The sequence below is a fragment of the Streptomyces sp. NPDC044064 genome (assembly GCF_056434245.1).
The window spans coordinates 169,838-191,220 of record NZ_JBWKFN010000018.1 but is presented as its reverse complement, the minus strand read 5'-3'; the positions used below and the strand labels follow the sequence as shown (position 1 = coordinate 191,220).

Genomic DNA, 21,383 nt, shown 5'->3' with positions numbered 1-21,383 from the left:
CCCTCCCCCCCCCCCCCCCCCCCCCCCCCCCCCCCCCCCCCCCCCCCCCCCCCCCCCCCCCCCCCCCCCCCCCCCCCCCCCCCCCCCCCACGGGTGCGTCAGAGCGTCGCCGAGTTCTCGTGCCAGTGGCCGCCGCGTCCGCTGTGCGGGGCCGCGAAGGACGAGCTGACCGGGTTCACCGTCCAGTCGGGGTGGCCGGGCATCCGCGGGGTCTTCGTGCCGTAGAGCCAGTCGCGCAGGAAGCCGGACTGGTCCTGGCCGGTGACCTCAGAGGCGACCGCGATGTGGTCGTCCGTGGCCGCCGAGCAGCGGCGGAAGCGGTCCAGGAAGGTGCGCTCGACGGTGTGGAAGACGTCTTCGCCGACCAGCTCCCGGAAGGCGTACAGGACGAGCACGCCGCCCAGATAGCGCTGGCTGTCGAAGAGGTTCACGGCATTGGGGGCGGCGACCGGGCCCGAGTCGTGGCGCCACTGGTCGCCGCGGGCGTAGGTGTCCTTCATCCGGGCCTCCATCGTGGTGCGAGCCGATCTTCTTCTCCTCCTGGAGCAGGAAGTTCGGCTTGTACAGGGTGAGGGTCTGGGTCTCGAGACCGGTGAAGTCGAAGGCCTTCGGGTCGTCGGAGTTGCACGGCAGCAGGCCCTACGTCTCGAACGGGAAGGCGCCCAGGCGGTCCTCCAGCCAGGTCACCAGGCCGGGGGTGAGGGCGAGGGCCGGTTCCAGGGCGGTGGCGCGGGCGGTGGGGACGACGTCGCGCAGGGGCAGGCCGTGCGGTCCCTCGCGGTCCTTGATCACGTAGTCGCCGACCGTGATCTGGACGAGTTCGGTGGCGATCGGCGCGGCCGAGCAGTACGAGTACGCCGTACGGCCGCCGTCCAGCTCCTCGGTGCCGGTCAGCGTGCCGTTCGCGACGCCGCGCAGCCCGTTCGGAACGGTGATGCGGAAGCTGAAGTCCGCCTTGTCCGAGGGGTGGTCGTTGCACGGGAAGACGGTGTGCGCGGAGTTCGGCTGCGGGCAGACCGCGAAGCCGTCCCCTGTGGGGACCCAGGCGGTGTGCGCGAGGGTGCGGCGCGGGTCGGCGGAGTACTCCACGCGGACGGTCGCGACCGTCTTCTCCGGGAGCGGACGGCCTCGCGGCCGCCGACGCGCACGGAGCGTATGTCGAGGCCGAGGGCGTCGAGGGAGAAGCGGGTCAGCGCCCGGTCCATGCGGATCCGCAGGGTGGCGGTGGCGTCGACCAGCCTGGTCGTGGGGTCGTAGGCCAGGTCGAGGAGGTACGCCGACACGCGGTAGCCGTCGTTGCCGAGGGCCGGGAAGACCGGGTCGCCGAGGGTCTCCGGGCCCGGCTCCCCCGCGGGCCTGCCCGGGGCGGCCTGGGCCGGGGAGCCCAGGGCCGGCGCCGCCGTCGTACCGACCAGGACGGCCGCCGGGGCCGTCACTCGGGTGCGATATCTCATCGTCCGCCTTTGCTCGGGCGGCCGGGGGGTCAGGGCCGGCCGCCGGCCAGTGGGCGATCGCGCATGGTCAGTGAGCGATCTTTTGTCATGACCACAGAGGCGGGCACGCGGTTGTACCCGTACGCCATGTTTTCCGGCCAGGACCCCTGTCGAGCCCGGCCCGATCACGAGATATCTTGATGTCGAGCAATGTTGCAGACGTGGAGCGGAGCACCCGGTGACTGACTCGACCATCTTCTACACCTACACAGACGAGGCCCCGGCCCTGGCGACGCATTCGTTCCTGCCGGTGATCCAGGCGTACGCCTCGCAGGCCGGTGTCGCCGTCGACACCCGGGACATCTCGCTGGCCGGGCGCATCATCGCCGTCTTCCCGGAGTACCTGAACGAGGACCAGCGCATCCCCGACGCGCTGTCCGAGCTGGGCGAGCTGGCCAAGACCCCCGAAGCCAACATCATCAAGCTGCCGAACATCTCGGCGTCGATCCCGCAGCTCAAGGCCGCCGTCGCCGAGCTGCAGGGCAAGGGCTACGCGCTGCCGGACTACCCGGACGACCCGAAGACCGACGAGGAGCGCGAGATCCGCGCCCGCTACGACAAGATCAAGGGTTCCGCCGTGAACCCGGTCCTGCGTGAGGGCAACTCCGACCGCCGCGCCCCCGCCTCGGTCAAGAACTACGCCAAGACCCACCCGCACCGCATGGGCGCCTGGACCTCCGAGTCCAGGACCAACGTGACAACCATGGGCGAGAACGACTTCCGCTCCACCGAGAAGTCCGTGGTGATCTCCGAGGCCGGCTCCCTGAAGATCGAGCTGGTCGGCGAGGACGGCACCACCACCGTGCTGCGCGAGTCCGTACCGGTCAAGAAGGACGAGGTCGTCGACGCCTCCGTCCTGCACGTCGCCGAGCTGAACAAGTTCCTCGCCGCGCAGGTCGCCCGCGCCAAGGAGGAGGGTGTCCTCTTCTCCGTGCACCTGAAGGCCACGATGATGAAGGTCTCCGACCCGATCATCTTCGGTCACGTCGTGCGCGCCTTCTTCCCGAAGACGTTCGCGAAATACGGCGCGACGCTCACCGCGGCCGGCCTGTCCCCGAACGACGGTCTGGGCGGCATCCTCAAGGGCCTGGAGAACCTGCCCGAGGGCGCCGAGATCAAGGCCTCCTTCGACGCCGAGCTGACCGAGGGCCCGGCCCTCGCCATGGTCGACTCCGACAAGGGCATCACCAACCTGCACGTGCCCTCCGACGTCATCGTCGACGCCTCCATGCCGGCGATGATCCGCACCTCCGGCCACATGTGGGGCGCGGACGGTCAGGAGCACGACACCCTCGCGGTGATCCCGGACTCCTCCTACGCCGGTGTCTACCAGGCCGTCATCGACGACTGCCGCGCCCACGGCGCCTACGACCCGTCGACCATGGGCTCGGTCCCGAACGTCGGCCTGATGGCGCAGAAGGCCGAGGAGTACGGCTCCCACGACAAGACCTTCGAGATCGCGGCCGCGGGCACGGTCCGCGTCCTCGACCAGGCCGGCAACGTCCTGATCGAGCAGCCGGTCGGCAAGGGCGACATCTTCCGCGCCTGCCAGACCAAGGACGACCCGATCCGCGACTGGGTCAAGCTGGCCGTCACCCGCGCCCGCGCCACCGGCGACCCGGCCGTGTTCTGGCTGGACGAGGGCCGCGCCCACGACGCCAACCTGATCGCCAAGGTGAAGCAGTACCTGCCGGAGCACGACACCGAGGGCCTGGACATCAAGATCCTGTCCCCGGTCGAGGCCACCAAGCTGTCGGTGGAGCGCATCCGCCGCGGCGAGAACACCATCTCGGTCACCGGCAACGTGCTGCGCGACTACCTGACCGACCTGTTCCCGATCCTGGAGCTGGGCACCAGCGCCAAGATGCTGTCGGTCGTCCCGCTGATGGCGGGCGGCGGCCTGTTCGAGACGGGCGCCGGCGGCTCCGCGCCGAAGCACGTCCAGCAGCTCGTCAAGGAGAACTACCTGCGCTGGGACTCGCTCGGTGAGTTCTTCGCCCTGGTGCCCGCCTTCGAGCAGTACGCGGCCACCACCGGCAACAACCGCGCCCAGGTCCTCGCCGACACCCTCGACCGCGCCACGGCGACCTTCCTCAACGAGGACAAGTCCCCGACCCGTCGCGTCGGCGGCATCGACAACCGCGGCAGCCACTTCTACCTGTCCCTGTACTGGGCGCAGGAGCTGGCCGCGCAGACCGACGACGCCGACCTGGCGAAGGCCTTCGCCGCGTTCGCCGAGAACCTCGCGGCGAACGAGGGGACGATCGTCGCCGAGCTGCTCGCGGTCCAGGGCTCCCCGGCCGACATCGGCGGCTACTACCAGCCGGAGAAGGCCAAGGCGGACGCGGTCATGCGCCCGTCGGTCACCTGGAACGGGGCCCTCGCCTCGCTGAGCTGACGCCCGCGGCGCCCGCGCCGCAGCTGTGAGTGAGCACCCGCCCCGGCCGGTACCCCCGGCCGGGGCGGAGCCATGTCCGGGGTGTGTGAACCCTGCGTGACAGGACCCGCGAGAACCTGTCGGGCGAAGCGCATCCCGGTGAGGATCCTCCCGTCGGCACCAGCTCCCGGCCACGAGAGGCATCCATGACCGAACCGGCCCACTGGGGCGTCAACCTCCCGCTGCCCGCGCACGCCCTGCCCGCGCACCGGCGTACCGTCGAGGCGTTGCCCGATCTCGGTTACACGGACGTGTGGACCGGTGAGGGCGGTGGTGTCGACGCGTTCACGCCGCTCGCCGCGGCGGCGGCGTGGCAGCCCCGGCTGCGGCTGGGGACGGGCGTGGTCCCGGTGTTCACCCGGGGTCCCGGCATCCTCGCCCAGACGGCCGCCGGCCTCGCCGCACTGGCCGAGGGCCGGGTGCTGCTCGGCGTCGGTGCCTCCGTGCCCGCCCACACCACCGCCCTCAACGGCGTCCCGCACGAGCGTCCCCTCACCCGGGTGCGCGACACGGTCCGCTTCCTGAAGCAGGCGCTGCACGGGCAGGACGTCGGTGTCCTCGTGGGCGCCCTACGGCCGAGGATGCGCCAGGTGGCCTACGACGACGCGGACGGAGCCGTGCTCAATCTGCTGACCGAGGAGGACCTGCCGAAGGTCCTCGGTGCACCGCGCCCCGGCAAGGAGACGGTGCTCAAGCTGTTCCTGTGCCCGACGCCGGACGCTGCCCACGCCCGCCGGGCGGGCAGGAACTTCCTCGGCTGGATCCTCAACCAGAAGCCGTACCACGCCTTCCACGAGTGGCTCGGGCGTGGCGAGCTGCTCAAGGAGTCGTACGACCGTTTCCACGCCGGCGACCGCGCGGGCGCCGAAGCCACGCTGCCGCAGGAGCTGGTGGACGCCCTGTGGCTGCACGGCGAGCCGGCGGCCGTGCGGGAACGGATCCGCGCTCATCTGCACCCGGCCGTGACCACCGTGGTGCTGTACGTCGCCCCGACGCCGGAACTGTCCCGGCAGCCCGGGCTGTTGCCGGATCTCCTCGCCCGACTGCGGTGATGCGACGTAGGGTTGCGGCAACGTGTCATGTGTGACGTCCTCATGTCACATCTCCTACAGGCCTGTTCGGTCCCGTTCCGCCGGCACCTTGAGCCTGCACCGCCTCGACAACACGCCTGGAGCAGCCCGTGACCGAGTCCGCCCCCTCGTTCGAACTCCGGCCCGGCGCCGCCGAATCGCCCGTGCTGCTGCACGTGCCGCACTCCGCGCGGGCGATCCCGGATGACGTGCGCAAGGGGATCCTCCTCGACGACACGGCGCTCGATCTGGAACTGGACCACATCACCGACGCGCACACCGCCGGGATCGCCGAGCGGGCGGTGGAGCTGGCCGGGCTGACGCCCTGGCGGTTCGTCAACCGGCTGTCGCGGCTGGTCGTGGATCCGGAGCGGTTCCCGGACGAGCGGGAGGAGATGCTCGCCGTCGGCATGGGGGCCGTGTACACGCGGACCACGCACCGGGGCGAGCTGCGGGCCGCGGACACCGATCCCGAGCCCCTGGTCGAGCGGTACTTCCGGCCCTACGCGCGGGCGATGACCGAGGCCGTGGCGGGGCGGCTCGCCGCGACCGGGCGGGCGGTCGTGATCGACGTCCACTCCTACCCGAGCCGGCCGCTGCCGTACGAGCTGCACGGCACGGGTCCGCGGCCGCCCGTGTGCCTGGGCACGGACGCCTTCCATACACCGCCCGAGCTGCGGGAGGCGGCGCGGAAGGCGTTCTCCGCGTGCGGGGACACCGGGCTGGACAGTCCGTTCGGCGGAACCTACGTACCGCTGGAGTACTACGGGCGCGACCAGCGGGTGAGCGCGCTGATGGTGGAGATCCGGCGGGACACCTACATGACCGAGCCGGGCGGGCCGGCCGGACCGGGCCTGGAGGGGCTCGCCGCCGCGCTGGCCGCGCTCGTCGACGCCCTGTAGGCCTCCGGCCGGAGCTCTCCCGCGACCGAGGAGGGCGCCCGCCGGCCGGGCCCGGTGATCCGGTTCAGGCCCTCAGCCACTCCGTGACGATCACCTCGCCGCCGGTCCGCAGCCGCAGGGCGAACGGGCCGGCGGGCGGCTGCTCGCTGGTGAAGCGGCCGAGGGTGTCGACCATGACCGGCCGGGCGGTCTGCGGGCCGCCCAGCACCTCGATGCGCGCCGACTGCGGCGGCAGCACCTGACCGATCAGCCCCTCCCCGGTGACCTCGACGTCGACGGTCAGCCCGCCCGCGCGGAAGGTCAGCATCCGCGGGGCGTCCGGCACTCCCCTCACCGGCAGCGCGTCCACGAGCGAGTCGAAGGTCAGCTCGGCGATCCGGGCGTCCAGGTCGTGCAACGCATACGCCTCGAGCGCCAGTTGGCGCAGCTCGGCGGGGACGGGGTCCAGCACGGCGGCCGCCTGGCGCAGCTCCTCCTCCAGCAGATCGCCGTCGAACCCCGGGTCGTCGAAGTCCTCTTCGGGAAAACCGTTCCCGTGCACGCCGCTCACGCCGCCCCCCGTGCGTCCAGTCGGGCCCGCAGCCGGCGCAGACAGCGCTGGCGCAGGGGCCCGATGCTGCCTACCGCGATACCGAGGGCGGCCGACACCTCCAGATAACTCGGCGGCGGCGAGGCCATCAGCACCCGCAGCAGCTGCCTGCACCGCTCGCCGAGCGCCTCGAACTCCTGCCACAGCCGGCGGATCCGCTCGGCCTGGTCCGCCTCCTCTTCGGCGTCGATCAGCGTCTGCTCGGGCGTCCGCTCCTCGCTCGCCCGGTCCAGCACCTGCGGATCGTCCGTCAGCGTCAGCCGCGTCAGCCCCTTGAGCACCTTCAGGCACTCGTGCCGGGCCGTACTGGCCAGCCAGGCGCCCGCCTTGTCGGGCTCCCGGAGCCGGCCGAGGTGCTGGGCGAAACGGAACCACGTGGTCTGGTAGACCTCGTGCCCGTCCGCGTCCGAGAGCCGGTGTGCGCGCACCACCGACCACACCAGCGGACTCATCCCTTCCACCAGCGCCTTCCAGGCCGCGGCGTCGCCGTCGACGGCAGACCCGACCAGCGCCCCGACCTCTGTACGGTCCACGGCTCCACCCCTCGTGTACGGCACGTCATCGTACGCCGTGGAGCGGAGGGTTCCGGCCCTCATGCGGGCGCGGCCGGGGTCGCGACCTGAACCGGGCGCCAGGTGGGCGGCCGGAGCGCCGGGACGTGCGCCCCGCGCACCTCGGCGGATTCCGTGAGGGAAGCGAGCAGTTGTGCGCGCGCCGCGCGCGGATCGCGCTCCTTGTGAGCCGTCATGTGGGCGGCGACGAGCGCGGCGACGGCCGGGGTGGCGAACGAGGTGCCGCTCCACTGCGCAAGACCGTCGAACATGACCTGGTCGGGCTTGGCCGCGCTGTTCTCGCCCGGCTCGCTCAACACGCCGGTGTGGCGCGGGTACTGGCAGGTGCAGGCGTAGGTGGAGCCGAACCGGCAGGCGTCGTAGGTGGAGTGCTGGTACACGTACGGCACCGGGATGTCGAAGCCGGTGAGGGCACTGGTCAGGCGCTCGCCCGGGGCGTAGACGTGCACCCAGGGGCCGTGGTTGCTGAAGCAGGCGCCCGACTCGCCGTCCCCGCGCAGCGCGCCGACCGACAGCACGCTGTCCGCGTACTCCGGCAGGGCTCCGTAGGCGGCGGGCCAGAACGGGGCGTCGCTGCCGTTGTTGCCCGCGGCGGCCACCAGCAGCGTGCGCTGCTCGCGGAGTTCGTGCATGAACGCCTCGAGACCGATGAGGCTTTCGCCGGACCCGGTGGTGGTGCCCGCGGAGAGGCTGATGATGTCGGGCCAGCCGCCCTCGTCGACGGCCTCGAACAGCTTCGCGCCGAACTCCGACTCCAGCATGGCGCCCACGTCGCTGAGGGTGCCCCGCACGGTGACGTCGGTGTTGGGCGCGACCGCCGCGACGATCCCGGCGATGAACGTGCCGTGGCCGACGTACTGCCGGAGCACTCCGTCGGGGCCGGTCTCGGTCACCTGCGCATCGCCCGTGGTGTGGGCGAGGAGCGGGTAGGACCGGTAGTCGTGCACCAGACCGGTGTCGATGACGAGGACGCCGACGGCGGTGTCCGGGTCGTGGCGGCCCTCCTGGGAGGCCGGGTTGGGCGGCTCGCTGCGCGGCGCGGGCACGGGCTCGTCACCGGGGCAGGCGTTGACCGGGGCGATGTGGATCACGTGGTTGCGGCGGACCAGCCGGCGTCCCTGGCGTCCCTCGGCCTCCCTCAGGGCGCGCAGGGCGTGCGGGACGACGTCGTCGCCCTCGGCGGGGTCGCCGACCCGGATGCGGGTGACGCCGGTGCGGTTGGTGTCCGGACCGGTGCGGCGCACGTGGTCGGGGACCAGGCCCCGGGTGTCGGTGAAGTGCGTGCGGACGGTGTCCTCGACCAGCCGGGCCTCCTCGCCGTCGCGGGCGAGGACGACACCCTTCTCGTAGAGGAAGTGGGCGTCGTCGTCCGGGCCCATGGCCAGCGGAACGTCGGGCATCGAGCGCTGGATGTGGTGGAACTGCTCGTGGAATCGCTGTGGTGCCATGGTGTGTCCTCCCCCTGAGACAGTGCTCCGACAGTCAGAGTCGCCCGTCGACCGATTGATACAGCCCGCAAGTACGCGCGGTACAGCCCGAGGAGACCACGGAGAACCCGTGTGACGAGTTTGCCCAGGCCACTACCATGCGAGGGGTGACAGCGGGAAGCGAGTCGGTTCTTCAGCTGCTGCCGATGGTGTTCGCCGACCCGGGCGAGGCCCGGGCACGCGCGGATCAGGTACTGCACACCGATCCGTCGCCGCTGCACGCCAGCGTCGCGCATCAGGTACTGGGCATCTGGCAGCGGGACTTCGGCGATCTGAAGATCGCCCTGCGGCATCTGCGCCGGGCCCGGAACCTCGCCGCACGCGCCGAGTCGGCCGAGCGGGAGGCGGACGTGCTCGCCACGCTGGGGGTCGCACTGGTGCACGCGGGGCGCACGCGACAGGGACTGGCGTCGTTCGAGCAGGGTGTCGCGCGGGGCAGCGGACACACCAGGGCACGGGTGCTGTACCGGCGGGCCTATGTGTGGTGGGTCCTGGGGCATCACCGGGAGTCCCTGGAGGACGTACGGCGGGCGCTTCCGGTGCTGCGGCACGCGGACGATGGCATCTGGACCGCGCGGGCACTGACCCTGCGGGCCACGGTGCATCTGGCCCAGGGCGCGGTGGACCGGGCGGTCGCGGACTTCACGGCCGCCGAGCGGCTGTGGGAGACCACCGGCCAGGAGCACGACAAGGCGGACGCCGTGGAGAGCCGGGGCCTCGCCGCGTTCCGGTCGGGGGACATCCCGGCGGCGCTGCGGCTGCTGGACGAGGCCGAGGAGCGGTACGGCAAGCTCGGCACGCCCACGTTCATGCTGTCCATCCGGCGCTGCGAGGTGCTGATGGCGGCGGGACTCGCCCCCGAGGCGCTCGCGGAGGCGGACACGGCGATCGCGCTGCTGGACCGGATGGGCGGGCAGTCCACCCGCAAGGCCGAGCTGCTGCTGGCGGCCGCCCGTGCCGCCCGCTCGGCCGGGGACCCGGAAACCGCCATCGCCCGCGCCGCCCATGCCGTACGGCTGTTCGCGGGGCAGCGGCGGACCTGGTGGGAGACGCATGCCCGGCTGGTGCTGATCGAGGCGCGGACGGCCGCCGGGCGTGGCTCGCGGCGAATGGTCGCGGACGCGGCGGCGGTCGCCGAGCGGCTGGCCTCCTTCGGTTCGCCCGCGGCGCCCGAGGCCTCCCTGCTCGCCGGCCGGATCGCCCTCGCACTCGGCCGGACGGACGAGGCGGAGCGGCACCTGGCGGTCGCCGCGCGCAGCCGGCACGCCGGTCCCCCGCCGGCCCGTGTGACGGGCTGGGCCGCGCAGGCGCTGCGGGCCCGGGCGGCCGGTTCCGGGCGCGGCGTGCTGGAGGCCTGCCGGCGCGGCCTGGCCGTCCTCGACGACCACCGGATGACGCTCGGCGCCTCCGAGCTGCGGGCCCGCGCCACCGCCCAGGGCGCCGAACTGGCGGCGCTCGCCCAGGAGGCGAGCCTGGTGAACGGCGGTTCGCGGCGGCTGCTGGAGTGGAGCGAGCGCTGGCGGGCCACCGTGCTGTCCGCACCGCCCGCCCGGCCGCCCGCGGATCCGGTGCTGCTCGGCAGCCTGACCGCCTACCGGGAAATAGCCGCCCGCGCGGGAGAGGCACGCCGGGAGGGCCGTCCGGTCCCGGCCCTGGACCGTGAACAGCGGCGGCTGGAACGGGAGATCCGCTCCCGCACCCACCACATGCGCGGCGACGGCCCGGGCGGGGGCGACCGCTTCGACGCGGGCCGCCTGCTGGACCGGCTGGGCGAGGCGCTGCTGGTCGAACTCGCCGTCGTGGACGGTCAGGTGCACATCCTGCTGTGCGGGCAGGGCCGGGTACGACGGTTCCCGGGCGGCCTGCTCGCGGAGGCGGTGGCCGAGGCCGAGCACGTACAGGCCGGGCTGCGCCGCCTCGCACACCCCGGAGGAGAGGCGCGGCTGCCGCTGGTGGAGGCGGCGGGCCGGCGTCTGCAGGAGCTGCTGCTGGGCGGTGCCGTACCGCACCTCGAGTCCGGGCCGGTGGTGATCGTGCCGCCCGGCGCGCTGCACCGGGTGCCGTGGGCGCTGCTGCCCGCGCTGCGGGAGCGGGTGCTCAGCGTGTCCCCGTCGGCGGGCAGCTGGCTGCGGGCCCGGGAGACCGAGCCGCCGCCCGGCGGCCGGCACGTCCTGGTGCGCGGCCCCGGCCTCGCCACCGGCGGCGCCGAGGTACCCGAACTGGCCGATCGGTACGGCACGGCGACGGTCCTGGAGGGCGAGGCGGCTCAGGTTCCCCAGGTACTGGAGGATCTCGACGGCGCGGCCCTCGCGCACCTGGCCGCGCACGGCACGTTCCGGGCCGACAGCCCCCTGTTCTCGGCCCTCCAGATGGCCGACGGGCCGCTGATCGTGCACGACTTCGAGCGCCTCGCCCGCAGCCCGTACCGGATCATCCTCTCCAGCTGCGACACCGCCCGCCTCGCCTCGGTCGGCGCCGACGAACTCCTCGGCCTGGTGACGGCGTTGCTCCCGCTGGGCACGGCCGGGGTCGTGGCGAGCAGCGCACCCGTCAACGACGCCGCGGTGGTTCCCCTGATGCTCGCCCTCCACAAGGGCCTCGACGCGGGCCTGAGCCTGGCCGAGGCCCTGCGCGACGCCCGCGCCGCCCAGCCCGGCGACCCGGTCCACCAGGCGACGGGGTGGGCGTTCGCGGCCTTCGGGGCGGCATGAGGGCGGTGCGTCGGCGACCGACGGCCTGGGTGAGACAGCGAATCGCTCAGGCGGGCTCCGCCACCGGCAGGTCGCTCAGCCAGGGCAGGGCCCCACGGCCGCTCGTACCGAGCCGCGTGTAGGCGCTGTACAGGTGATTGCCGACGGTCCGGACCGACAGCGTCAGCCTCTCGGCGATCTCCCGGTTACTCAGCCCGGCGGCCGCGAGAGCAACCACCTGCCGCTGCCGGGCCGTCAGCTCCCCGAGCACGAGTCCGGCCAGCGCGGGCGTACACGCGCCCTGGCAGCGGCGGGCCAACGCGACCGCGCGGGTCCGGGACAGGCGGGCGGCGCGCGGGTCACGGTGGGCGCGTACCGCCTGGGCGTGCGCCTCGGCCGCGAACAGCAGGAAGCCGCGGCCTTCGAGCGCCTCGGCGACCCGGTCCAGCGCGGGCCCGTCACCCCGGGCGAGCGCCTCGGCGTGGTGGGCGAACACCCCGTCGTCCGGCAGCCGCCCCGCGACCCGCTCGGGAGCGCCGAGGCGTACGGCGTCGTAGCGGGCGAACACATCGTCCCCGGTGGTCGTGGCAAGGGCGGTCTCGATGTCACCGCGGGCCGCTGCGGCCCACATGCCCGCTCCCGTCATCTCCCCCAACTGGCCTGTGATTAAGTCGAGTTCCGAGACACAGCCGGTGTCCTCCGGAGCCGCCCGGAGCCCTTCCCGTGCCCATGCCGCCGCCTCCCGCAGTTCCCCGCGCAGCCGGGAGTACCGGGCCCGTACGACCGCGTACCCGGCGGGGACGGGCAGTCCCTCGGACAGCAGCCAGTCCCCCACCGGAGTGGGCAGGGCCCGCACGTCCTGCAGCTCCAGCCCGCGTTCCAGTGACGCCTGTTCGGCCTGCAGCGCCGGGCGGCACCGGTCCGGTGTGCGGGCCAGCCGCCTGGCCCGCAGCCGGCCGGCGGTGGCGCGCAGGGCCGGTCCGTGCAGGGGGTGGGCAAGGGTGACGGAGCCCTCGTCGTCCACGTCGATCAGGCCGTTCGACTCCAGACGTTCGAGGACGTCCAGGTCGAGCTCGTCCAGGGCGAGCGGCAGGGGTTCGGCGAAGGCGAGCCGGTCGAGCGTCTCGCGCTCGTCGGTGTCGGGCCGGTCCAGGGCGTGGGCGAGGCGGTCACGGACGCTCGCGGTGACCGGGACCGGGCCGCGCCACGCCCACTCGTCGCCGCCCGGGACCCGGGTCAGGCCGCCGGACTGGCGCAGCGCGCCCAGCAGATCGCGCAGCAGCCGCAGATCGCCCCGGCACGTCCGGTGCAGCCGTCCCATGGTGAGCGGTTCCAGAGCGGCCGGGGCGAGCAGTCGGGCCGTGTCCTCGCGGGGCAGCGGCTCCAGGCTCAGGCGGGGCAGCAGCTCCCCCGTCCACAGCCGGGACACCGCGCCGGGCACCGGCACCTCGTCCGCGGCGGTCACGGCCAGACGGGTGCGTCCGTGCACGGCGAGCTGGTGCAGGAGCGCTGCGGAGGCCTCGTCGAGCAGCTGGGCGTCGTCGACGACAAGGAGCCGTACGCCGGACAGGAGGTGCACCGCGCGGTGCAGCGAGACGGTGTCGGGCAGCAGGTGTGCGAAGGCGGCGAAGCGCAGTCCTCGGGTCTCGGGCGTCCCGGTCACCCGGGCGCAGTCCGTGCCGCGCACTGCCTCCGTGATCAGCCGCGTCTTGCCGCAGCCCACCGGTCCGGTCACCACGATGCCGGGCCGTCCGGCCGCCAGCGACCTGCGCACCAGCTCCAGTTCGTCCTCGCGGCCGGTGAAGGGCCAGGGCAGTTCGAGCGTCTTCGCGCCCTGCTCGTAAGTCGTCACGCTAACTGGAGCGCGACTACTCAGGTTTGATACAGGGCGACTTGAGTAGCCCCCGACTCAGGCGTTCGGCGCCCGGGGGCGGCAGTCTGTCAGTCCAGGCCACAGTCCGGCACCGGGGGAGCGGGTCGAGGGACGTCGCCTTCGGGGGAGGGAGACGTCCCTCGACCACGCTGATACGCCGTTCGCCCCCTTGGGCGGACGGCGTCTGCGGCTGCGCCGGAACCGTGATGTCAGTGGTGGCCGATAGGTTCGCGGTATGAGTTCAGGACTGAGCGTGTATCTGCTGGACGTCGCCGCGACGCGGGCCCTGGTCGGTTCGGGTGACGACCAGCTCCTCCAGGTCGTCCGCGACAGCTTCGGCGACGAACTCGCCCGCGACGACGACTACTTCCGGTACCAGATCGAGCGGGGCGCCCCCACCGCGTACGAGGCGTTGCGGGCCGTCGTGCACGGCGGGCCGTTCAGCGAGGACAAGGAGCACGCCTTCCAGTACGGCTACGCGTACCGGCGGCTCTGCGAGCTGACCGGGTCCTTCCTGCCCAACGACTCCTTCATGCCGTTCCGGGGCGACTGGCTGTCGGTGGTGGACGAGGGCCTCGCCGCGCTGCGTGTGACCGCCGTGTCCGTGGCGTCCTTCAGCTACTCCGATCTGCCCGATCCGCTGCCGTACGCGTACGTTCCGGGATGCGGCGAGTGGACGCCCGGGCAGATAGCCCGGGCGCTGGAGCAGTTCGAGGCCACCAAGGCGGCCGGCCACGCTCCCCCGCTCGAACCCGAGGTCGTCGACGCCGTCATGCAGTGCCTGGGCTGGATGCGGCACGCGGAGTCCCGGCCCGGATTCGGGGTGATCGGGTTCTGCTCCTGACCGGTCTCACGAGGCCACCCGCCCGGCCGGGGAGCCGGCGTCGGGGTGGGCGAGGCCGAGGTGGTCGCGCAGGGTGGTGCCCTCGTACTCGGTGCGGAAGACACCCTGTTCCTGGAGCAGCGGTACGACCTTGTCGGCGAAGGCGTCGAGGCCGCCGGGGGTGATGTGCGGGACGAGGATGAAGCCGTCGGAGGCATCGGCCTGCACGAAGTCGTTGATCGTCCGGGCGACGGTGGCCGGGGCGCCGACGAAGGTCTGCCGGTTGCCGGTGTTGATGACCAGGTCGCGGATGGACCAGCCGTTGGCTGCGGCCAGCTCCCGCCACTCACGGGCGATGGCGATCGGGTCGCGGTACATCCGCACCTGGGCGCGCCCGCGGGAGATGTGCTCCTCGCCGACCAGCGGGTCGACGTCGGGCAGCGGGCCTTCCGGGTCGTAACCCGAGAGGTCACGGTTCCAGACGAACTCCAGGTGCTTGATGGCGGTCGCCCCGCTGACCTGCTGCCGGCGCACCTCGCGGGCGAGTTCCGCGGCCTCCTCGTCGGTGTCGCCGAGGACGAAGGTGGCGGCGGGCAGGATGAGCAGCTGGTCGGGCCTGCGGCCGTACTTGGCGAGACGCCCCTTGACGTCCGTGTAGAAGGCCTGGCCCTCCTTGAGGGTGGCGTACCGGCTGAAGATCGCGTCCGCGCTCGAGGCGGCGAACTCGCGCCCCTCGTCGGACTCGCCGGCCTGGAAGATCACCGGACGGCCCTGCGGGGAGCGGGGAACGTTGAAGCGGCCGTGGATGTCGAAGTGCTGTCCCTGGTGCACGAAGGCACCGGCCTTGGCGTCACTGAGGAAGGTACCGGTGGCCTGGTCGGCGAGGATCTCGTCGCCGCGCCAGGAGTCGAGGAGTTCGTTGGCGGTGGCGAGGAACTCCTGGGCACGGGAGTAGCGCTCCTCCTGCGGGAGGAAGCCGCCACGGCGGAAGTTCTCCCCGGTGAAGGCGTCCCAGGAGGTGACGACGTTCCAGGCGGAGCGGCCGCCGGACAGGTGGTCGAGGCTGGCGAACTGGCGGGCCACCTCGTAGGGCTCGTTGAAGGTGGAGTTGATGGTGCCGGTGAGGCCGAGCCGGTCGGTGACGGCGGCCAGCGCGGCCAGCACGGTGAAGGTGTCGGGGCGGCCGACGACGTCCAGGTCGTAGATCTCGCCGCCCTGTTCGCGCAGCCTGAGTCCCTCGGCGAGGAACAGGAAGTCGAACTTGGCGCGTTCGGCGGTGCGGGCGAAGTGGGCGAAGGAACTGAACTCGATGTGGCTGCCGGCGGCCGGGTCGCTCCACACGGTGGTGTTGTTGACGCCGGGGAAGTGGGCGGCCAGGTGGATCTGCTTCAGCGGCTTGCTCATGGCGGTGCGTTCCTCCGGCTCAGGCGACGGCGTAGCGGTTGGCGGGGCGGGCGAGCCCGAGCAGGCCGCGCAGGGTGCCGGCCTCGTAGGCGTGCCGGAACAGGCCTCGGCGCTGCAGTTCGGGCACGAGTGACCGGGTGATCCGGGGCAGGTCGTGGCCGAGTACGGCGGGCCGCAGCCGGAATCCGGTCAGGCCGCTCTCCCCCAGTTCCGCCAGCAGGTCGGCGAGTTGGGCGGGGGTGCCGGCGAAGATCCGGGTGTCGCTGGTGTACGGCTCCCCCGCGAGCGCGTCGAGGCGCTCGCGGCGGGCCGTGGCCGCGGCCGGGTCGTCGTCGAGGAGGACGACGAGGTCGCCGAAGACGTGCAGGGTCTGCTCGGCGCGGCCTGCCGCGGCCTGCTCGGCGCGTATCTCGGCGACGATCGCGCGGGCCTGGTCGGAGTCGTGCGGGGTGACGTAGCCGATGTCGGCCTGGCGGGCGACGAGCCGGTACGGAATGGTGTCGTGGGCCAGGGCGGTGACGACCGGCTGTCCCTGGGGCGGGCGGGGCGTGATGGAGGGGCCCTTGACGCTGAAGTGGCGGCCCTCGAAGTCGATGTAGTGCAGCTTGTCCCGGTCGATGAAGCGGCCCGTGGCCGCGTCCCGGATCTCCGCGTCGTCCTCCCAGCTGTCCCAGAGCCGGCGTACCACCTCCACGTGGTCGCCGGCCTCGTCGAACAGCTCGGTGACCAGCTCCTGGGCGGACGAGCTGTCGTAGGCGTCGATCAGGGGGATGGTGCGGCGGCCGAAGTGGGCGGCCTCGTTCGGCCGGGCGGTGATCTGCACACGCAGTCCGGCGCGGCCGCCGCTCACATGGTCGAGGGTGGCGATCGCCTTGGAGATGTGGAACGGCTCCGTGTGCGTGGCCACCACCGTCGGCACCACGCCTATGTGCCGGGTCAGCGGGGCGACCCGGGAGGCGATCAGCACGGCGTCCAGCCGGCCGCGGACCTGGTCGGTGCGCTCGTCCGGTTCCAGAAGGCCGGAGGACTGCGGGCCGAGGCCGTCCTCGATGGTCACGAAGTCGAGCAGGCCGCGCTCGGCCTCGGTGACCAGGTCGGCCCAGTAACCGGCGGTGAACAGGTCCCGGGGCCGGGCCACCGGCTCGCGCCAGGAGGCCGGATGCCAGCCCGTGCCGTCCAGGGCGACGGCGAGATGCAGGGAAGGGGAGGGAGTTGAGGACACGTGGGTGCCTTCCTGGATGTCCGTACCGGATCTGCGTACGAGAACACCGGCTCGCGGCAGCGGGACGTCGGCGGCGGGCGAGCGCGGCAGGGTGAAACCCGGGCGTGGGTCCGAGTGGACCGCTGCGGCCGGGGAGAAGTCAGGGGCGACAGAGTGCGCCGGCCACGCGCTGGAGGTCTATGTGCGGCCGGGAGTGCAGGCGGACGGAGCGGTACGGCTGCGGGACGCGCAGCGGGAGTACCCGGGACACGGCCCACACCTCCGTCCGTCCGGCACGGCGGGCCTGGTCGGCGTCCGCCTGGCGGATCTCGTCATGAGCCGGAACACCCGGGTGACCCCGGATGTTCCCGGCGACCGGTCAGGAGTTGTCCAGCGGCAGTCCCGGCGGGTTGACCTCCGCCTTGTCCACGGCCTCGTTCGAGAGGTTGTACGCGGCCAGCCACTTGCCGTACTGCCCGCTCCTGATCAGATGGTCGATGGCGTCGGCGAGCGGCCGGGCCAGCCCGCTGTCCTTCTTCGTGGTCGCGGCGATCAGCCCCTGCAGACCGGCCCCGGCACCGGAGTAGGTGCCCGCGCTGCGGGTCGGGTCGGGCGACTTGGCGGTCTGGGTGACGTGGTAGGCGACACCGGGGTTGGCGGAGAAGTAGGCGTCGATCTTGCCGCCGGTCAGCGCCAGGTACGTGGCGTTCTTGCCGGCGTAGTGCTTGACCGTGAGGTTCTTGCCCTCCTTCTTCAGCTTCGCCTGGAACTCCAGGAGGATCTTCTCCTGGTTGGTGCCGTTGTCGACGGCGACCGTCTTCCCGGCGAGGTTCTCGTAGTCGCCGTCGAAGTTCCAGGTGCTCTTCTTCAGCACCTCGAAGCCCACGTTGTCCTTGCGGTAGGAGGCGAAGTCGTACTTCTTCTTGCGTTCCTCGGTGTCGGTGATGTTGGCGAAGCCGACGTCGGCCTTGCCGCTGTCGATGCCGACGAACATGTTCTCCCAGGTGGCGTTGGACAGTTGGGGCTTCAGTCCGAGGACGGCGGCGACCAGACGGCCGAAGTCGGGCTCGGCGCCGGTGAGCGTCTTCTGGTCGCTGCCGACGTAGGCCAGTGGCGGGAAGCCGTCGGGCAGAGCCCCCACGACGATCTTCAGGGTCCCGCTCTTCCGGACGGAGGCGGGCAGTTCGGCGCTGATGGACTTCACCTCTGAGACCTTCAGCTCGGTCTGCCTGGCCGCGCCGTTGGACACCCGGCCCACGGTCACCGTGCCGGCCGGGTCGGTCGTCGTGGCGGCCTCGCTGTCGCCCCCGCAGGCGGCGAGTCCACCGGCGAGGGCGGCGAGAGCGGTCGCCGCGGTGAGGCCGCGTGTCAGGCTGCGTCGGGAGAACTGGGTGGGCATGGCTGTCCTTGTCGTTCGGTGGTGAGGGTGCAACAGGGGTGAAGCGGGAGGGGAGGGAGGTCAGAGGACCTTGCTCAGGAAGTCCCGGGTCCGCTCGTGCCGTGGGCGGTCCAGCACCTCGGCCGGCGGGCCCTGTTCGACGATCCTTCCGCCGTCGATGAAGACGATCCGGTCGGCGACCTCGCGGGCGAAGCCGATCTCGTGGGTGACGATGACGAGGGTGGTGCCGCTGCTCGCCAGGTCCTTGATCACGGAGAGGACCTCGCCGACGAGTTCGGGGTCGAGCGCCGAGGTCGGCTCGTCGAAGAGGATGATGCCGGGCCGCAGGGCGAGGGCGCGGGCGATGGCGACGCGCTGCTGCTGGCCGCCGGACAGCTGCCGCGGGTAGGCGCCGGTCCGGTCGCCGAGGCCGACCCGGGTGAGCAGTTCGCGCGCCAGCTCCTGCGCCTCGGGCCTGGTCAGTCTTCCGGTGGCGACGGGGGCGGCCGCGACGTTGTCGAGGACGGTCAGATGCGGGAAGAGGTTGAAGTTCTGGAAGACGAAGCCGATACGGCTGCGCTGGGCCAGGATCGCGCGCTCACTCAGCTCCCTCAGCCGGCCCCCGCTGCCGCGCCTGACGCCGATCAGCTCGCCACCGACGCTGACGTGCCCGATCTCGGGCTTCTCCAGATGGTTGACGACCCTCAGCAGCGTGGACTTGCCGGAGCCGGAGGGGCCGAGGACGACGGTGACCTCGCCGGGGCGCACGGTCAGGTCGATGCCGTCGAGGACGCGGTGGGCGCCGTACCACTTGTGGACGTCGTGGATCTCCAGCGCGGCCGGGGCCGGCTGCGGGGTCCGGGTGGTGGTCATACGGCGGCCTCCCGGCGCAGCCGGGCCCTCAGGTCGGCGAGGCCGGTGCGCGCCTTCTGCAGCGGGGTCGGCGGCAGGCCGCGGGTGGCGCCGCGGGCGAAGTACCGCTCGACGTAGAACTGGACGACGGACACGACGCTGGTCAGGAGCAGATACCAGACGGTGGCGACGAGCAGCAGCGGCACGATGTCGCCCGGGTAGGTGCTGCCCATGGTCTGCACCGAGCCGAACAGGTCGAGCAGGGAGACGTAGAACACCAGGGACGTGCTCTTGATCAGGCCGATGAGCTGGTTGACGTAGTTCGGGGTGATGGACCTCAGGGCCTGGGGGAAGACGATGCGGGTGAACTGGTAGCCCCTCGGCAGTCCGAGCGCGGCCGCCGCCTCGTGCTGGCCCTGGTCCACCGAGAGGATGCCGCCGCGTACGACCTCGGCCGCGTAGGCCGCCTCATTGAGGCTCAGGCCGACGACGGCGACCGTCAGGTCGGTGGCCAGCCTGGACTCGTCGAAGGTGAAGAAGGCCGGCCCGAAGGGGATGCCGAGGCTCAACGTCTTGTACAGCGCACTGAAGTTGTAGAGGAAGATCAGGACGACGATCAGCGGTACCGAGCGGAACAGCCAGGTGTAGGTCCAGCTCACCGCCCGCAGCACCGGGCTGCCGGAGAGCCGGCCGAGGGCCAGCAGGACGCCCCCGAGCAGGCCGAACACGGCGCTGAGCGCGGCGACTTCGAGGGTGATGCCCAGACCGTCGAGGATGACGGGGCGCAGGAACCAGTAGCGGAAGCGGTCCCACTGGTAGAAGGGGTTCGTGGCCAGTCCGTGCACGATCTGCGCGACGAACACGAGGACGACGGCGGTGACGATCCACCGGCCGGGCCGACGCAGCGGCTGAACTCGTTGTGCTGTCAGACTCTTTGATGGTGTGTCGGCTGGTCGGGCCCCGGCGAGGGACACGGCGGCGCCTGGGGGTTCACTCATGGCGGGCTCCGGCGGGAGTCGGACACCCCGGGATCACGGCGGGCCAGGAATGGGCTACGACGGCGCTACGGCACGAGGTGGCACACGGGAACGCACGGGAACCGGGGGCTGGGCGGACGACGGCACACCGCACCGGGGTGTGCGTCAGGAACGCGGGGGCTGGGAAGCGCTGAGCCGGGAAGGGCGGGGCTGGGAAGTGAGGTCAGCCCCGACAGCGGGCACGGCTGCCCGACGCGGTACACAGTGCGCTGTTGACGCGGAGGAGATCGACGGCGCGATCGGCGACGAGGAGCCCGGCGTACGGCGGTACGCAGCTCTGGGCACGGCCCGCGGCCGTCCGGAGAGCTGCGTACATGGCGTCACCTGTCACTGTTCCGGCCCCGCGGGGCCCTCGCGCTTACCGAAGTCGTCGTCCGGTCCGGTCGTCACCTGGGGCACCCCACCGCGATGCGAGGGTTGCCGGTCAGCCAGCCAGGGCTTGGCGCTGACGCTCATGACCGTTCTGTGCGGCAAGTAAAGGCAGTTGGCCGTTCGCATGTCAACGGCTGTCCGAGTAATGGACCCGCCCGACCTGCTCTCACCTGCTGGAAGTGCCCGAGGCGTCCGCGGCGTGACCCCTCCAGTCCAGGATCTGGACGGCGGCTCCGGCGGCTTCCAGCCCCCGGCAGTGCCCGTGGTGGCGGCGGGCGATCCCGTCGAGGTCCAGGTGGGCACCGAAGGCGGGGTGGGCGGCCAGGCGGCGGGCGTGACCCCAGAGCGCCTGGTGGTCTGCGATGCGGTGCACGGCGGAGGCGTCGAGGTGGCAGCGGTGCACGGTGTCCAGCTGCACCAGCGTCACCCACAACTCGACGTCCGCTGCGGTGAGTCGGCCATCGACGAGGTACTCCTCGCCCTCCAGGTACCGCTCGATCCGGCCCAGCGTGTCCAGCAGCAGATCGAGCGCGGCCGCCCGCTCTGCGGGATCGGCGTCGGCCCGTCCGGCGCGCTGCGCGGCCTCCTCGATCCCCTCGGCGCAGAGCCGTTCGACGGCTTCGATCTGGCTCTCCGTGCCGCACGGGTACAGGCTGGGGCGCCCGTTGCGGGGGAAGCGGTCCAGGTCGCGCAGGATGTCGGCGCTGTGGGTGCTGACGATGCGCCCGGACCAGTCGTCGCTGAGCACCGGCGCGAGCGCCGGTCCGGTGTAGTGGTGGGCGCTCGCCTCGTACAGCGGGCGCAGGGCGGAGTGGCCGCCGCCGGGACGGTCGGGGACGGCGGGCAGGAAGGCCACCGGACAGCTGCCGTCGAGGCCGAGGAGGCTGTGCCCGATGGCGAGGCGAAGTCCGTCGGGACAGGCGGTGGACAGATGGAGCCGGTAGCGGTGGGGCACGGCGTAGTGGCCGCTGCGCGCGTCCCGGCCGATCCGGCCCCGGAAGGCGGGGGCGGCGCGGTGCGCGGTCGGGACGGCGGCGAGCGGAGTGATGGACATGCGTCTCCCCTGGGGCGGGCGCGCGGACGTACGCGCGGCGGAAGCGTCGTCGGTCGGTGGGTGCGGAGGGGCGGTCGCGGGCCCGGTGCGGTGCGGTCGGCGGGCCCGGTTCGGTGCGGTCGGTCGGCGGGCCCGCTGAGCCATGACGG

Annotated in this window: 16 protein-coding genes, 1 pseudogene and 1 riboswitch; of the genes and pseudogenes, 5 read left to right on the top strand and 12 right to left on the bottom strand. The window is 72.5% G+C overall.

All coding sequences use genetic code 11. From position 1 onward, the window contains the following. Positions 1 to 98 precede the first annotated feature (98 nt). Positions 99 to 1,454: pseudogene (locus tag AC07DS_RS28180) on the bottom strand (gluzincin family metallopeptidase). Between the two features lie 217 nt (positions 1,455 to 1,671). On the opposite strand from AC07DS_RS28180, the gene AC07DS_RS28175 reads away from it, so the two are divergent. From AC07DS_RS28175 to AC07DS_RS28165, 3 genes are all read left to right on the top strand, one after another. Beyond that, a complete protein-coding gene (locus AC07DS_RS28175) occupies positions 1,672 to 3,891 on the top strand; it encodes an NADP-dependent isocitrate dehydrogenase (protein ID WP_479149676.1) in 2,220 nt (739 codons plus the stop codon). Positions 3,892 to 4,076: 185 nt separating this feature from the next. Continuing rightward, positions 4,077 to 4,982, top strand: coding sequence for an LLM class flavin-dependent oxidoreductase (locus AC07DS_RS28170; RefSeq protein WP_479149674.1), 906 nt, complete (start codon positions 4,077 to 4,079; stop codon positions 4,980 to 4,982). Positions 4,983 to 5,110: 128 nt separating this feature from the next. Further along, positions 5,111 to 5,902, top strand: a complete 792-nt coding sequence (locus AC07DS_RS28165; protein ID WP_479149672.1) for an N-formylglutamate amidohydrolase — start codon at positions 5,111 to 5,113, stop codon at positions 5,900 to 5,902. A 64-nt stretch (positions 5,903 to 5,966) separates the two neighbouring features. On the opposite strand, the gene AC07DS_RS28160 is transcribed toward AC07DS_RS28165, so the two are convergent. Genes AC07DS_RS28160 through AC07DS_RS28150 form a run of 3 tightly spaced genes read right to left on the bottom strand, consistent with a single transcriptional unit; the run spans position 5,967 to position 8,511 of the window. Then, entirely contained in the window at positions 5,967 to 6,452 is a 486-nt protein-coding gene (locus AC07DS_RS28160) for a hypothetical protein (protein ID WP_479149670.1), read from the bottom strand. After that, complete coding sequence (locus tag AC07DS_RS28155; RefSeq protein ID WP_479149668.1) at positions 6,449 to 7,087, bottom strand: RNA polymerase sigma factor; 639 nt, start codon at positions 7,085 to 7,087, stop codon at positions 6,449 to 6,451. The genes AC07DS_RS28160 and AC07DS_RS28155 overlap by 4 nt, the downstream gene beginning before the upstream one ends. After that, a complete protein-coding gene (locus AC07DS_RS28150; protein WP_479149666.1) occupies positions 7,084 to 8,511 on the bottom strand; it encodes a S8/S53 family peptidase in 1,428 nt (475 codons plus the stop codon). Before AC07DS_RS28150 ends, AC07DS_RS28155 begins: the two co-directional genes overlap by 4 nt. Before the next feature lie 146 nt (positions 8,512 to 8,657). Here AC07DS_RS28150 and AC07DS_RS28145 point away from each other — a divergent pair, with 146 nt between their 5' ends. Further along, the gene (locus tag AC07DS_RS28145; protein ID WP_479149664.1) at positions 8,658 to 11,261 is read left to right on the top strand and encodes a CHAT domain-containing protein; all 2,604 of its coding nucleotides are present in this window, start codon (positions 8,658 to 8,660) and stop codon (positions 11,259 to 11,261) included. Positions 11,262 to 11,307: 46 nt separating this feature from the next. Here AC07DS_RS28145 and AC07DS_RS28140 read toward each other — a convergent pair whose 3' ends face one another. Then, positions 11,308 to 13,092 carry a LuxR family transcriptional regulator AbsR2 gene (locus tag AC07DS_RS28140; protein WP_479149662.1) on the bottom strand — a complete coding sequence of 595 codons (1,785 nt, stop codon included), beginning with the start codon at positions 13,090 to 13,092 and terminating at the stop codon, positions 11,308 to 11,310. 256 nt (positions 13,093 to 13,348) lie between these two features. On the opposite strand from AC07DS_RS28140, the gene AC07DS_RS28135 reads away from it, so the two are divergent. After that, positions 13,349 to 13,957: a DUF7691 family protein gene (locus AC07DS_RS28135; protein ID WP_479149660.1), complete on the top strand. Its 609-nt coding sequence runs from the start codon at positions 13,349 to 13,351 to the stop codon at positions 13,955 to 13,957. A gap of 6 nt (positions 13,958 to 13,963) precedes the next feature. Here the strand turns inward: AC07DS_RS28135 and AC07DS_RS28130 are convergent, their stop codons facing one another. The 7 genes from AC07DS_RS28130 to AC07DS_RS28100 all read right to left on the bottom strand — a co-directional run bounded on the left by AC07DS_RS28130 (position 13,964) and on the right by AC07DS_RS28100 (position 21,234). Next, positions 13,964 to 15,340, bottom strand: coding sequence for an NtaA/DmoA family FMN-dependent monooxygenase (locus AC07DS_RS28130; protein WP_479149659.1), 1,377 nt, complete (start codon positions 15,338 to 15,340; stop codon positions 13,964 to 13,966). A 19-nt stretch (positions 15,341 to 15,359) separates the two neighbouring features. Further along, positions 15,360 to 16,562 (bottom strand): LLM class flavin-dependent oxidoreductase, encoded by a 1,203-nt coding sequence (locus AC07DS_RS28125; protein ID WP_479149657.1) that lies wholly within the window; start codon positions 16,560 to 16,562, stop codon positions 15,360 to 15,362. Positions 16,563 to 16,701: 139 nt separating this feature from the next. Then, complete coding sequence (locus AC07DS_RS28120) at positions 16,702 to 16,812, bottom strand: putative leader peptide (RefSeq protein WP_479149655.1); 111 nt, start codon at positions 16,810 to 16,812, stop codon at positions 16,702 to 16,704. A gap of 108 nt (positions 16,813 to 16,920) precedes the next feature. Then, a complete protein-coding gene (locus tag AC07DS_RS28115; RefSeq protein WP_479149654.1) occupies positions 16,921 to 17,940 on the bottom strand; it encodes a transporter substrate-binding domain-containing protein in 1,020 nt (339 codons plus the stop codon). 60 nt (positions 17,941 to 18,000) lie between these two features. Then, a complete protein-coding gene (locus AC07DS_RS28110; RefSeq protein WP_479149652.1) occupies positions 18,001 to 18,792 on the bottom strand; it encodes an amino acid ABC transporter ATP-binding protein in 792 nt (263 codons plus the stop codon). Next, positions 18,789 to 19,769 (bottom strand): amino acid ABC transporter permease, encoded by a 981-nt coding sequence (locus AC07DS_RS28105; protein WP_479149650.1) that lies wholly within the window; start codon positions 19,767 to 19,769, stop codon positions 18,789 to 18,791. The genes AC07DS_RS28110 and AC07DS_RS28105 overlap by 4 nt, the downstream gene beginning before the upstream one ends. 388 nt (positions 19,770 to 20,157) lie before the next feature. After that, positions 20,158 to 20,268: riboswitch (SAM riboswitch) on the bottom strand. 78 nt (positions 20,269 to 20,346) lie between these two features. Then, positions 20,347 to 21,234: a glutathione S-transferase C-terminal domain-containing protein gene (locus AC07DS_RS28100; RefSeq protein WP_479149648.1), complete on the bottom strand. Its 888-nt coding sequence runs from the start codon at positions 21,232 to 21,234 to the stop codon at positions 20,347 to 20,349. Positions 21,235 to 21,383: the final 149 nt, after the last annotated feature.

What these genes read in the sequence shown, in the direction of transcription:
- AC07DS_RS28170 (WP_479149674.1), top strand. Translation starts at nt 4,077, where the DNA reads ATGACCGAACCGGCCCACTGGGGCGTCAACCTCCCGCTGCCCGCGCAC.
- AC07DS_RS28155 (WP_479149668.1), bottom strand. Translation starts at nt 7,087, where the DNA reads ATGAGGGCCGGAACCCTCCGCTCCACGGCGTACGATGACGTGCCGTAC.
- AC07DS_RS28150 (WP_479149666.1), bottom strand. Translation starts at nt 8,511, where the DNA reads ATGGCACCACAGCGATTCCACGAGCAGTTCCACCACATCCAGCGCTCG.
- AC07DS_RS28135 (WP_479149660.1), top strand. Translation starts at nt 13,349, where the DNA reads ATGAGTTCAGGACTGAGCGTGTATCTGCTGGACGTCGCCGCGACGCGG.
- AC07DS_RS28130 (WP_479149659.1), bottom strand. Translation starts at nt 15,340, where the DNA reads ATGAGCAAGCCGCTGAAGCAGATCCACCTGGCCGCCCACTTCCCCGGC.
- AC07DS_RS28115 (WP_479149654.1), bottom strand. Translation starts at nt 17,940, where the DNA reads ATGCCCACCCAGTTCTCCCGACGCAGCCTGACACGCGGCCTCACCGCG.
- AC07DS_RS28110 (WP_479149652.1), bottom strand. Translation starts at nt 18,792, where the DNA reads ATGACCACCACCCGGACCCCGCAGCCGGCCCCGGCCGCGCTGGAGATC.
- AC07DS_RS28105 (WP_479149650.1), bottom strand. Translation starts at nt 19,769, where the DNA reads ATGAGTGAACCCCCAGGCGCCGCCGTGTCCCTCGCCGGGGCCCGACCA.
- AC07DS_RS28100 (WP_479149648.1), bottom strand. Translation starts at nt 21,234, where the DNA reads ATGTCCATCACTCCGCTCGCCGCCGTCCCGACCGCGCACCGCGCCGCC.